Below are 12,511 nucleotides of genomic sequence, written 5' to 3'. Positions count from 1 at the left end.
ACCCTAATAACGAACTAGTAAAAAACAAAAACACCCCCGAGTGTGGTAAAATATAACCCACATGGGGGTGTTTTTCCTTTACCTCTCTGCCCTTATCTTCTCGGTGCACCTCTCATGTTCATATTTGGCTGGTTCGGTTGCATTTGAGGAGCTTGAACAGGAGCTTGCGCTGGTGCTTGAACGTTTGGATTGACGATGATTATCACAACGTTCCTATTCTGATTCGCATATCTTTGTGCATTCTGAAATTCTTCTTGCGCTCTCGGAGCGTTTGTGTTCTGCTCGTCCCATCCGAATCTGCCTTTGTCTGCTAAATCGAATGTCTTGTCTCCCAATACTACCTTCTCTGCTATGAAAAACTTTGCTTCAGTTGTTTCCGCTACTTTTCCTGTGAGTTCGATTTCTTGCCCTGTTTTGAGTTCTGTCAGTCTGAAGAGTGGTCCTGCGTGAACGTCGATGACACCGTCGGTTGTTTTAACTTTCAAAATGAATCCTGCTTCTGGAGTCCAAGAGAATTGTTCGATAGTCCCTTTCAGTGTTGTGGTATCGCTTAGTTTAACGCCTTGTGGTAAGTTTTGATAGAGCCTCTGCTGTACTGTTTGAGCTGCGACGTTCTGCTGGTTAAGTTGAACACCATAACCTGGTCCGAAGCTTGGTCCGAATGCGAATAGACTTCCTGCCAACACAACACCTGCGACTAAAACTACTAACACCTTTTTCATACTCATCAACCTCCTGTTTTCTTTTTTTTAGTTTTGCCACCTTTCTTTGGACTTCCTATTCTCATGGTGGACGGTACGATTATACTTATGCAACCTTAGAAAGTTCTTATAGTATCCTTAGAGTTGGCTTAGAAATTCTTTATGGAAAACTGGGTTTTGGTGATAGAATTAATGTAGGGTGTATGGAAGGGGGGTAGTGTAATATGAAGATTTATTTTGATAAGGAACTGCAGATTAATGATCTGATGGAGTACTACGGCCCTTGCATAGTCCAGATTGGTAGCAATCTGTATGTAGACCTGCACTCTACCAACATACTCAATTTTCTGATGCTGGACTCGGTTAGAGAGTACACTGATACATTATTTGGCAGAGAGCTGAAATGCATTGAATATCTCCATGAAAATCAAACGAACTTCGTGGAATTCAGAGATTTAACCCCTCTTGATGAAAAGAGCTTTGAGAATTTCAAAGTTGCGAATGTCATTGTAAAGCATGTAAAGATGCAAAAAGGCTACACTTCTGTACCGCTTCTTTCCGTAGAAAACACGGTATACGGTATGGAGATATCATTGAGTTTAAATAAACAATACATGCTCGCTCATACTGAATATTTCTCAAATAAGGGCTTTGTTCATCTGTTAGATTTTCTAATTGCTTGGATGCTGGGACAGATGATGAAAGGGGAGAATATAAAAATCGCGAGCTCTGAGCCACTTATGTACAAAATGGACTTGAGCCAGATTAGTGAAGAGAAAGCTTTGATGCTGGAAGAGATGTTTAAGAATGTTAACCTTAAGATGGTAGATGTAATTGACGGATTATATGATTTGATGCTAAGGCTTTTGCCGAATATGGAGAATGTTTCACTAATTGAAAACAGAGACTTTGTTGTAAAGATGCTTCTATCTGGTCAACCTCTTTCAAAATTTGTTCAAGAACTTAGAACGATTGATGAACTCTTTAATAGCATCAGGATTTGATTATTGCTTAAATATTGGAGGTATAGACTTTGAGAAAAATAGATTACAAAGCTTTAGAAGAAAAAGTGAGAAAAAACGAAAAGCAAAAGCTTGCCGTTATCTGTTATGCACAGAATAACGGAAATATATTGTTCCTGCACAGAAAGAAAGAACCGTTTGCCGGTTTTTTAGTCCCACCGGGTGGGCATGTCGAAGACGGAGAGCATGTTGAGGATGCTATAAGAAGAGAGTTCTTGGAAGAGACTGGGCTCGAACTTGTTAACTTGAAATTAAAAATGGTCACTTCCGAAGAAGGACCTGAGCACTACAATTGGGTGCTTTTCATATTCACAGGTAGTACACTTTCAGATGATTTTGTGGAGAGTGAAGAGGGAAATCTCGTATGGATAAAAAAAGAAGAGGTTATGCAGCATAACCTCTCCATTATTGATAAAGAGCTTTTCCCGTATATTATGGACGGGAGCGATAAAATATGGTTTGCGAAGATTAAGTACAACGATGAAAAGTCTTTTGAACATTTGGAAATAAACGAACTGAATTTGTGATGCTTTCTAATCTTCAATCTCCATGCTGAAATCTACGTATTTCACTTCGCTTGTTAGTTTGCCTATGGAGATTACGTCGACGTATTCGCAAAGATATTCGCTGAGTTTTTCAGGATTAACCCCGCCGGAGAGCTCTATCAAGACGTGCGGGAATTTTTCTTTTATTTTTCTTGCAACTTCGCAAGCTTTTTGCGGAGGAAAGTTATCGAGCATGACTATATCTGCTCCCACTTCGCATGCTTCAAACGAGCTCTCTTCATCTTCAACTTCGACTTCTATCTTCTTTGAAAACGATATTACCTTTTTCACTTCTTCAACAGCTTTTCTAACTGAGCCGTACAGTTTTAGATGGTTGTCTTTTATCATAGCACAATCTGAAAGGTTAAGCCTGTGGGTATCCCCTCCGCCGTGCATGATTGCGATTTTTTGCATTTCCGAAGTGAATGGTATAGTCTTTCTCGTTGCAGCGATCTTTACATTTTTTCCTGATTTCTCAATCACTTCGACAAGCTTTCGAACTTTTGTCGCGATTGCACTCATAAAAGATAACGTGTTAAGAATGCTTCTTTCAGAAATCAATAAATTGTACGCATCTCCTTCAATCATTCCAATGATGCCTTTTTGAGCGATTTGACCGTCTTTATAGTAAAATTCGTGTTTTATTCCTAACTTTGAAAGTACACCTCTGACAATGTCTATTCCTGAAATAACGATGTTTTCCTCTTTAAGTAAAATGACAGCCTTTGCCTCTTTTCCTCGCAGTGGGTATGAAGCGTAGTCTATGAACTGTTCGTCTTTTCGGATCAACTCGACTAACGAGTCTATGACTTTTTCGTACACAGCCACTCACCTCGTTAGTTCCAGCATCTTCTCTACGGCTCTTCTTGCTTTCCGGGCTATATCTTCATCGACGAGGACTTCGTATTTTTCCTCAAGCAGTGCCAAATATGTGTTCTTCAATGTATTTTTCTTCATGTTGTAGCAGACCATTGAACTCACCGGGATAAATTTTCTGTCTGGGTACAGGTTTTCAAGTTTGGAGAGCATGCCAACTTCTGTTACTACGATGAATTCTTTTGCATCCGTTGTTGTTGGATACTTTTCCATTTGAGAAGTGCTGCCTACAAAGTCAGCCAGTTTTCGTATATTGCTCGGCACCTCTGGGTGTACCATCACTTTTGCATCGGGATATTTGCTTATCAGAAATCTTATCTCATCTTCTTTGACATAGTTGTGCACGTAGCAGTACCCTGTTTCACCGGGGATTGGTATGATTTTCTTTCCCGTTTTTTCTGCAACGTACGAAGCAAGGTTCTTGTCAGGACCGAAGAGAACGGTATCTGAATCGAGTTTGTTTACGACATCAACAGCATTTGCCGAAGTGCAGACTACGTCAGCGTATGCTTTTACTTCTGTGCGGCTGTTCACATACACGACAAATGGAGCGTTGTATTTTTGCTTAGCTTCAATCACGTCTTTGACTTCCAGAGAGTTTGCCATAGGGCAGGTGGAATGCCTAACAGGAACTATGATTTTCCTTTCTGGGTTCAGAACTTTCATCATCTCAGCCATGAAGTCCACGCCGAGGAAGAGAATTTTTTGAGAAGGTATAGTTGTTACAAGCCTTGCAAGTTGAAGTGAGTCCCCTATATAATCGGCAATTTGCTGGAGCTCCGGAATCTGGTAGTTGTGCGCAACGATGGTGTATCCTTTCTCTTCAGCTAATCTTCTTATTTCCTCTGGTGTTATTAATCCTTTTCTCAACGTTTCAAGTGCGGAAGTTGGACCCATGGTTTCCACCTCACTTATCCATTCTTTCTTATCATCCAATCTTGAATTTCTCTATATTCCGCTTTATAGCCGCCGCGAGTGAGAGCGGTGTGAGGTAACTCGTCTTCGGGTTTGGAGACGGTTTGTTCTTGTGAATTACTGTGTAATTTCCTACGGAGGAGAATATATTTATTTCATGGATATTTTCATTAACATTTGGATCAGCTACCACGTTGACGGTGACCTTTTCAAAACTGCCGAGGGCTAAAGAGAGCGTGACTGAAACGTTTGTGTTCTGCGGAAATTTCTTAATGGCTTCTACAGCGTTTCCTGAGAAGATTGTTTTGGGTTCCTGTATTTCTTCTATTCCAAATGCCTTTGGTGGCTTTTTTGTGGTTAGTACAACCTTCTCTACGTAATTTCTCACTGCACGGACAATATCAATTCCGCCTATTGCTCCGGATGGGATATATACATTTGAGGAAGAATTCTTGAGTTCTGCTAAGAAAGTTGCTCTGAACTCTTCGTCTGCAAATGCACCTGAACTGATGATGTAAAAATCCTTACCGCTTTTAAGAATGTCAATCCCGAATTCTTTGACAGCCTCAACTGATGCACATTCGACAACGATATCTGTTTCGCGAGGTATTTCAAAGCGTTCTAAGTATTGGCAATCAAGGTCTGTTTTTTTCAAATCGTAATACCAGCAGAGATCAATATGGTCCTTGAGTTCACTCTTAAGTATCCCCGCAATATTTCCCCCGCCGATGAATAAGATGTTGAGCTTCTGTTTTTCCATCATCAAACCCCCTCCACATTTATCTCTTTTGACAGTATTATACTTTTAATGTTATTTATTGTCAATCAATGTAAAAACCAAAAAATTTTTGAAAAAAGTATACAAAATTTTGATATTGGTAGTATAATGGATTGACTCAAGGTGTCTAGGATTGAGCTGTAGCAGGTGTATAGACAAAGTGTGTAAAGATAAAATTAATAATTCTAGTTCCTCCTTTGAGAGGAGGAAAAAAAGTGCATCCAAAAGGACAAACTAAACAGCAACGGACCGGGAAGAGATTAGCAAACAATTTCTGTTTAGAAGTTTCGATTGGATTAGTTCTTCTTAGCATTGCGTTCTTCTTAAGCCAGTATCGAGAATTCGCGGTTGTTTTTGGGGAGTTATTTATTCTAACAGGCATATTTCAGATTATCTTTGTCAAGGGATATCGCATTTTTGGACTTTATTATCTCCTTTCATCTATATTCCTAATTAGCTTGGTGTACCGTTCAGAGCTTTGGATCTTTTGCACGCTATTTTACTTGCCTTTGTTCTTATCTTATTCGAAAATGCATAATATTACCCTCCAAAGTGGTTTTAAGGTTCTCAGAACAATAGCCATCTTATTAGCCCTTCTCAGCACTCTCTTGTATGTTTTCAAGCTTAATATATTAATCAATATTCTTGTGTTCGTGCACAGCTGGATCCACGTTTGGGTTTATTCGCGTTTTAGATACGTTGATTTCAAATTTCTTGCCCAAGTCTCTCAAAAAGTTGAGCCAGAGAGTCTGAAGAGTGATGGAGATAGCATAAGCAATCTCACATACAAGAGCCCTGCCAAGGTTCTTTGGACTCGGAGCGATGTATATTCTTCGCCTGTTGTGAGCAACAGCTTGATTTATGTAACATCTACCGATGGGTGTGTTTACAAATTTTCGAGTGAAGGCAATGTCATATGGAATAGGTGCTTCGATGAAGATATAATAGCTTCACCTGTATTGGATCAGGACGAGAATGTTTACATTTTTACACTTTATGGAAAGATATACGTTGTTAATAAGGATGGGAAATATAAAAAACTTTGCAATTTGAGAGATATTGTAGTGTCAACCCCTGAGTTTTTGAATAAAGTGTTTTACGTTGTAAGTCATACTGGAAAGCTGTATGCAATAAATTCAGAAGGGAAGAAACTTTTAACAGTTGAACTAAAAGTTGAAAGTGATTCTAAACCTGTTGTGTTCGAAGAATATATCTATGTGACAACGAATGATGGGAGGTTGTATAAGGTATCTTTAGATGGCAAGATTCTATGGAAATTTGTAGCCGGTGGCGATGTTCACACTTCGCCGGCAGTTTGTGGAGATCGATTCGTGGTTTTTGGCTCAAACGACCAGAATTTGTACGCTGTGGATTTTAATGGCGAGTGTCTGTGGAAATTCAAAACTGAAGGTGAGATACTCTCATCGCCTAAATGTGATCGTGAAGCAATTTATTTTGGCTCAAGAGATAAGAATTTCTATTGTGTGGATGGTTTTGGTGTAAGACGATGGGTGTTTTCATCAAATGCGGAAGTGAAATCTACGCCGAGCGTTTCAGAAAAAGGATATGTATATTTTGGTTGTGACGATGGAGCGTTCTATGCATTAGACAAAAAAGGAAAAGTCTGTTGGTATACAAAAATTGGTGGTACGATATATGCGGACCCGTTTATTACAGGCGAAGAGGAAATTTACGTTTCCTCTTTGGATGGGGGAATATATGTTTTTAGGTGATTTTATTTGATCTCACTAATACAAGGAGTCAACTATGCAAAATTAAATTTTTGTTTTGAGTGTGAGATAGCATAATCAATATTGAACTTCTCTTTCTTTCTCAACATTGCGTACAACGTTCGCAATAACTTGTGTACTACTGACATTATCGCTTTTTTGTACGGTATACCTTGCTGCCTTTTTCGTTCATAGTATGTTCGGAAATATTCGTTGTGAATCACTACACTCACTGCCATTAGCCATAGTATTCGTCTTAGGTGGGCATTGCCCCTTTTCGATATGTGTCCTTCTACTTTGCTTTTGCCTGATTGGGCAATGCTTGGATCGAGTCCACAATACGCAATGAGTTTTTTGTATGTACTAAATCTTGAGATATCTCCAACTTCTGCCAAGAAATGCATCGCGCTGTTTTCACCAATACCTGGTATTGACGTGAGTATCTCGATATCAAGGTTTATCGCACTACATTCGCAATATTCTTTCATCATCTTGTCGTGTTCTTCAAGCTGTTGCTGTAAAAATTGTAGTTCTTTGATATTTTGCACAAGAATCTTTTCTTTCATCGGCCAATATTGAGCAATCGAGTTATTAGCGAGTTCTTTAAGTTTTTGAGCATTAAGTTTTGTACTTCTGCCACGGTCTTTGGAAAAGAACACATCCAGATTACGAGCCTTTTGAATAGCCTTGGCAGAAGGGAAATGAGAAAGAAGATTGAGGATAGTGTCACTGTAGATATTGGTAACTCTTTCGAGTTCAGGGAAAAGAACGTTGAGCAGTTTTTCGATATTGCCTTTAACTTTTGCGATGCGGTGGATAATGTTTTCGCGTGCTCTGACAATATCACGAAGCTCAGAGTTGACAAAAGCAGAAGAAGGAATTTGATGTTGTAGGTAAAACAAAGCAGTAGCGATAATGCGAGCATCGATTTTGTCGGTTTTGGTCTTTCGAAGAGAAGCAAAGTTTTTAACAGTTAGAGGATTAAAAACAGCGCAAGCAAAGTCGTTGGAAGAAAGGAAAGCCAGAAGGTTGAGATGATAACAGCCAGTAGATTCCATAGCGATGATGATGGATTGTTTTGGGAAGGCAGAGAGTTTGTTTGCGAAGGAGGAAAAGCCTTGCTGGGACATATCGAAAGAAGATTCGAAGATGATGGAACTGGGATTAGAGATAGCGCAGACGTTGAACTTATCCTTGGAAACATCGATGCCGACGAAAACAGGGAAGTTATCCATGAAAAATCCTCCTTTCGAATGATGAGGGCAGGGAGCCTGCTGAACCAATCCTCCATGCTGACGAGGGCTGAAAGCCCAACCAACTAATCATGGTTAAAGGCAGGCAACAGACTCCTTAAATGGCTTAAAAGCCAAGGTGACATAAGTTGTCCTGCCCTCAATTTTTTTAAGCTAAATTATTTATACCATATTTTTATGTAGGAGGTGAATAATATGGAAAGAATAGATATCTATAGGATAGGGAGCTGGAAATGGATAATAACGAGCTTAGTTTTTTCAGTGGCTCTTGGATATTTTGTTTTCGGACCATATGGTGCGGGATTTAACAAAGAGATTGATAAGAACATCATAGATTCAGAGATCTGCCTTGGCAGAGAATATGTAGTGAAATGCTTTGAGTTAATTACGCAAGAAAGAGTTTCCAGGTTCGTATACTTACACGTCATAGATTCTTTTTTTGCTTTGAGTTATTCTATACTTCTTTGGTCAGTCCTTGTAAGGATATTCCTGATGAAGCTGAATCTTGGAAATTCATTTCTAACAGCTTTTGGATTATTCGGTGGAATGTTCGATATTCTGGAAAACATATCGCTTATAATCATGGCATTCTTAACACAACACAGCATTAATTTCAAAAGAGTTTGCATTGGACTCATGATTTTCACACCAGCGAAGTTCATCTTGCTTTTCTTAGCTGTTATACTAATTGTTGCTGGAATAACACTGATCGTAGTTAGAAAGGGGAAAGAGACGTGGAACTATTGACACTCAATCTGCACACATACCAAGAAATCGTATACAACGATGAAGATACGATTGAGGGTTTCTTGGAAAAGTATAAGTCCATTCAAAGAAAGATCGTCGAGCTAATTGCAAATGAAGATGTGGAAATATGTTTTTTCCAAGAAGCGGGTCAATATATGCATGAAGAACCAGATATTTTTTTACATGGAGTCGACATCAAGAAGAGCAACTATGTCAGAAGACTTGTTGAAATGCTTGCAGAATATGGGAAGATTTATCATTTTGTCTGGGACATGGCGCACTACGGGTTTGGTATATGGGAGGAAGGACTTGGCATCGTTTCAAAATTTCCAATCGTTGATTTTGAATCAAGATATGTTTCAAGAAATCAAGACGTAAACACATTTTACACAAGGAAAATCATCAGAGCAAGGATAGAGGACAAAGGTGGACCTATAGATCTGTATTCAGTGCACTTTAATTGGAAAGAAGCTGGATTTGAAGATGAATATGAAAACTTTGTTAGCTGGGTGGAAGAGATTGGAAACGAGAGATTCATAATAGCAGGTGATTTCAACGTTTCGTACGGTTCAGAAGAATATAAAATGGTGATGAAAAGGGAAATTCTTGGTTTGAGCGTCTTAGACTCTTGGATGGTTGCAAATCCAAATGAACCTGATAGACCTACATTTATTGGTGATAAGATAAGCGAAGAGAGTGCAAGGATAGATTACATTTTAGTTCCTGAAAATTTTTTAGTAAAGAGTGCGAGAATTGTTTTTGAAAGTGAAAGGGTATCGGATCACAAAGGGGTTTTGGTTGACGTAGAAATATCACAAAAATAGAAAACAAAAGGTGGACGAACGTCCACCTATTTTTTGAATTTCAAATTGTCTGTATCCACAGTATGACAGCTTTTTCTTTGCCCGGGTTTCTCATGTAGTGTACACAGTCGCCTGAGTAGTAAAAACACTCTCCTTCGTTCGCTCTGTACCTTTTTCCATCTATATATATGTCGACAGAGCCTTCTACAACGTATCCGAACTCGTCGCCGTCGTGATAGTCTTCTTTATCTGTCTGGGCTCCGGGTTCAAGTTCGACTATCTTTGCATCGAGCTCTTTGTCTTCCACAGCGTCCATCAGTATATCTATCTTTACTCCCTTTGGTAAATCGTATACAGGTACCCTTTCGTCTTTCTTGAATACGATCTTTTTCTGCTCTTCGGAAAAGAAATGTTTCAAATCTGTCCCAAGGACTCTGAGAATTCTCTCGAGAGTTTCAACAGATGGAGAAACTTTGTCACTTTCAAGCTGAGAGATAAAACTTCTCGACAGATCGCATCTATCGGCGAGTTCTTCTTGTGTATATCCTCTTGCGAGTCTAAGTCTTTTAAGTTTACTTCCCAATTTCATCAATTTACGGCTTCGGAGACACGCAACTTTAGTCGTGTGAGGAGATAGCCGCTTCCCTCCTTTCCAACATTATCGTCTTTGATTTCTCGAAATGTTTTAATTTGCTGTATTTCACACTATCGTGTATTCTTTCCCCTGAAAGACTTCTTATTACAAAATATCCACTACTTCTTGTTCCAGCTATGATTCCTATCTTCCCTTCGTATTCTATTTTGTCAAACCTTCTGAAACCGTATGATTGTTTGATTGTATTAACCGGTCTTATACCACCTTTGATTGGATTGACTTTATGCAATGACCTATTTTGTCTTCTGAAAAACTTACCAAAATACCATTCTTTCGCTCTCTTCTGAACTGTCCCTCCCCCTATGACATATGCATCATTTCGGTGCGTCTTTTCCAATCCAAACTCACTTCTCTTTGCTTTGGTGATACTACCGTATGTAACTCTGACATCCTCGTACAGTTCCTTTAGCTCATTAACTATATGCCAACCTATCGTCGATACGTGACTCGCATCTTTGAGAATCCTTACCTTCTCTATCTTGCTCTTTGGTATCTTCAACCTGCCCTCATGTATTGCTTTGTGCTCTTGTGCTGTTAAGACTATCAGGTTTGAAGGATTGTCCGTCCCACCTCCGCTTCTTGGAACTATATGGTGAACTTCCAAAACTCCTTTTTTGCCAGATACCTCCGATTTATATCCTGCTCGCCATAGACAATATTCTCTCACATCCCAAAAACCTTTCTGCACTCCATTTTGATATTCTTCTCCTTGGATATCTGGATTTAATATCTTTTGGGTATCAAACGGTGCAACTTCTACGATAACCTTTGATATCGGCAGTATCTTGCTGAGCATGTTGACTATTCTAATATGTGCATCTACTTTTCACCTTAGACTTGGTGCAAGCCATCCTTCTGGTTTACGCCTATTCAAAAATCTTGCTTTTCTGTACCTCGTCTTGCGATACCTTCTTAACTGTCTGTATTCTCTTCTTTCGCACAATAAGTCTTTGATGTCAGTTCTGAGTTCTATCTCCGATGAAAATACTTCTTTCTTATCTGTTATGGCTGAGACACCGACTGTTTTTGAACCAATGTCGATGCCAACTGTTACTGGCTGTACATATGTGGTTGTATCATACAAAAGCTGAATTGTGAAAGGCTCTCTTTTGACAACTTTCGCAAGTCCTTGTTTTAAAAGTCTTCTTACTTTTCCATGCCTTTTAGTTGGCACGAGAGGTTTCCCCTGTTGAGAAATAGCATACACCATATGGTGTAAGCCTCCTTGCGGAGTTAGGAGCTCATCGCCAATGTTAGATGGGCTTGTCATGTCTGCCACACTGTCCCTACCCCTCAGGACTGTTTAATGACAGACGACAGAGCATGGAACTTGAGCAGCATTCCATGGTGTCATGACCCATCTAACGTAGCCAAGAAGCCTATTGGCTTTGGCTGAGGCTAGTCAACGAGGGCTTCAAGCCCGCCACTTCAGTGGTGGGGCGTTGACGATTTCACCTCAAGCCACATATGAGTATCTTGTTAATATATTTTCTCACCTATTTTATCACAACAGCTTTGAAAAATCAAAAACGGCAGGACTTGCCTGCCGCCTTTAAGTTCAATTTTCTTTAGTCTTCTCCGATGTACTTTCTGACAAAGTTTGGAAGTGCAAATGCCGCTTTGTGAATTTCTTCGTTATAGTACCTCAAAGGTTCTTTGAAGTTCCTAACTTTTTCAGGATTAAAGTCTTTTATTGGATCAATTCCGGTTTTCGAAGCGAATGTGTACGACCACATTCCGCCGGGGTAAGTTGGCATGAAGCCTAAGTACATCTTTGCAAGCGGGAAATTTGCCTTAATTCTCTTGTAGGCTGTTGTGCCCCATTCCCAGTCGTAAGTCATACCTTCTGTCTGGGCACACAAGATACCATCTTCTTTGAGTGCTTCATTACAAGCCTTGTAGAATTCAAGAGTGAAGAGGTGTCCGCCTTCACCAGCTGTTGGGTCTGTCGAGTCGATTATTATCACGTCGAATTCGTTCTTGAACTGCCTTACGAATTTAGCACCATCTTCGTAGACAAGCTCAACCCTTGGGTCGCTGAGTTTGTTTGACGTGTATGGCAGATATTCGATAGCTGCCTTGACAACCAACTCGTCTATTTCGCACATTACGGCTTTTTCTACGGAAGGGTGTTTCAAAACTTCCCTTATGCTTCCTCCGTCGCCACCGCCGATGACAAGGACCTTTTTTGGATTTGGGTGCATGAACATCGGTACATGCACAAGCATTTCGTGGTACATGAATTCGTCTATTTCTGTAGTCATCGTTATTCCATCAAGAGAGAATACTCTACCATAGAATGGACTTTCAAATATATCGATCCTCTGGAATGGGCTTTGCGCTGAGTAAAGCCATCTATTAACCCTCATGAATAATCCGCCAGGATCTTTTGAATACCATTCCATATATATACTGTGCCTACCTGTTTTAAGTTCCTTTTCTTCCATAGGCATTCCCTCCTTCTCAGATTAATTTAATCGGTTCGG

Annotated in this window: 13 protein-coding genes and 1 pseudogene; 5 read left to right on the top strand and 9 right to left on the bottom strand. The window is 39.7% G+C overall.

Annotated elements, in window-relative coordinates:
- Nucleotides 1–92: 92 nt before the first annotated feature.
- Nucleotides 93–722 carry a hypothetical protein gene (locus IB67_RS03015; protein ID WP_072759422.1) on the bottom strand — a complete coding sequence of 210 codons (630 nt, stop codon included), beginning with the start codon at nucleotides 720–722 and terminating at the stop codon, nucleotides 93–95.
- A 203-nt stretch (nucleotides 723–925) separates the two neighbouring features.
- Between IB67_RS03015 and IB67_RS03010 the strand changes: the two genes are divergently transcribed.
- Entirely contained in the window at nucleotides 926–1,705 is a 780-nt protein-coding gene (locus IB67_RS03010; RefSeq protein ID WP_072759424.1) for a hypothetical protein, read from the top strand.
- 29 nt (nucleotides 1,706–1,734) lie between these two features.
- Nucleotides 1,735–2,250 carry an NUDIX domain-containing protein gene (locus tag IB67_RS03005; protein ID WP_245789570.1) on the top strand — a complete coding sequence of 172 codons (516 nt, stop codon included), beginning with the start codon at nucleotides 1,735–1,737 and terminating at the stop codon, nucleotides 2,248–2,250.
- A 6-nt stretch (nucleotides 2,251–2,256) separates the two neighbouring features.
- Here IB67_RS03005 and nadC read toward each other — a convergent pair whose 3' ends face one another.
- From nadC to nadX, 3 genes are read right to left on the bottom strand one after another with little or no spacing between them, the layout of a single operon-like run.
- Nucleotides 2,257–3,090, bottom strand: coding sequence for a carboxylating nicotinate-nucleotide diphosphorylase (gene nadC / locus IB67_RS03000; RefSeq protein ID WP_072759425.1), 834 nt, complete (start codon nucleotides 3,088–3,090; stop codon nucleotides 2,257–2,259).
- Between the two features lie 6 nt (nucleotides 3,091–3,096).
- The gene (gene nadA / locus IB67_RS02995) at nucleotides 3,097–4,041 is read right to left on the bottom strand and encodes a quinolinate synthase NadA (RefSeq protein WP_072759427.1); all 945 of its coding nucleotides are present in this window, start codon (nucleotides 4,039–4,041) and stop codon (nucleotides 3,097–3,099) included.
- Between the two features lie 31 nt (nucleotides 4,042–4,072).
- Nucleotides 4,073–4,822, bottom strand: coding sequence for an aspartate dehydrogenase (gene nadX, locus IB67_RS02990; RefSeq protein WP_245789572.1), 750 nt, complete (start codon nucleotides 4,820–4,822; stop codon nucleotides 4,073–4,075).
- Nucleotides 4,823–5,052: 230 nt separating this feature from the next.
- Here nadX and IB67_RS02985 point away from each other — a divergent pair, with 230 nt between their 5' ends.
- The gene (locus tag IB67_RS02985) at nucleotides 5,053–6,570 is read left to right on the top strand and encodes an outer membrane protein assembly factor BamB family protein (RefSeq protein ID WP_072759429.1); all 1,518 of its coding nucleotides are present in this window, start codon (nucleotides 5,053–5,055) and stop codon (nucleotides 6,568–6,570) included.
- A 32-nt stretch (nucleotides 6,571–6,602) separates the two neighbouring features.
- Here IB67_RS02985 and IB67_RS02980 read toward each other — a convergent pair whose 3' ends face one another.
- Nucleotides 6,603–7,802, bottom strand: a complete 1,200-nt coding sequence (locus tag IB67_RS02980) for an IS110 family RNA-guided transposase (protein WP_498875160.1) — start codon at nucleotides 7,800–7,802, stop codon at nucleotides 6,603–6,605.
- A gap of 213 nt (nucleotides 7,803–8,015) precedes the next feature.
- Between IB67_RS02980 and IB67_RS02975 the strand changes: the two genes are divergently transcribed.
- Both IB67_RS02975 and IB67_RS02970 read left to right on the top strand, forming a co-directional pair.
- Nucleotides 8,016–8,567 carry a hypothetical protein gene (locus IB67_RS02975; RefSeq protein WP_072759686.1) on the top strand — a complete coding sequence of 184 codons (552 nt, stop codon included), beginning with the start codon at nucleotides 8,016–8,018 and terminating at the stop codon, nucleotides 8,565–8,567.
- On the top strand, nucleotides 8,555–9,391 hold the full coding sequence (locus IB67_RS02970) for an endonuclease/exonuclease/phosphatase family protein (protein ID WP_072759684.1): 837 nt from the start codon (nucleotides 8,555–8,557) through the stop codon (nucleotides 9,389–9,391). Before IB67_RS02975 ends, IB67_RS02970 begins: the two co-directional genes overlap by 13 nt.
- A gap of 40 nt (nucleotides 9,392–9,431) precedes the next feature.
- On the opposite strand, the gene IB67_RS02965 is transcribed toward IB67_RS02970, so the two are convergent.
- The 4 genes and pseudogenes from IB67_RS02965 to speE form a co-directional block, all read right to left on the bottom strand.
- The gene (locus IB67_RS02965) at nucleotides 9,432–9,959 is read right to left on the bottom strand and encodes a cupin domain-containing protein (RefSeq protein ID WP_072759682.1); all 528 of its coding nucleotides are present in this window, start codon (nucleotides 9,957–9,959) and stop codon (nucleotides 9,432–9,434) included.
- Between the two features lie 28 nt (nucleotides 9,960–9,987).
- Nucleotides 9,988–10,692, bottom strand: coding sequence for an HNH endonuclease (locus IB67_RS02960; protein ID WP_498875511.1), 705 nt, complete (start codon nucleotides 10,690–10,692; stop codon nucleotides 9,988–9,990).
- A gap of 33 nt (nucleotides 10,693–10,725) precedes the next feature.
- Nucleotides 10,726–11,235 (bottom strand): annotated as a pseudogene (iscB, locus tag IB67_RS02955) (RNA-guided endonuclease IscB); the annotation flags it as partial.
- A gap of 358 nt (nucleotides 11,236–11,593) precedes the next feature.
- The gene (speE, locus tag IB67_RS02950) at nucleotides 11,594–12,472 is read right to left on the bottom strand and encodes a polyamine aminopropyltransferase (RefSeq protein WP_084634391.1); all 879 of its coding nucleotides are present in this window, start codon (nucleotides 12,470–12,472) and stop codon (nucleotides 11,594–11,596) included.
- Between the last annotated feature and the right edge of the window lie 39 nt (nucleotides 12,473–12,511).

Origin of the sequence: Fervidobacterium riparium (assembly GCF_025370035.1) — a bacterium.
In the GTDB taxonomy this organism is placed as follows: Bacteria; Thermotogota; Thermotogae; order Thermotogales; family Fervidobacteriaceae; genus Fervidobacterium; species Fervidobacterium gondwanense.
This window is presented reverse-complemented; position numbering and strand designations above follow the sequence as displayed.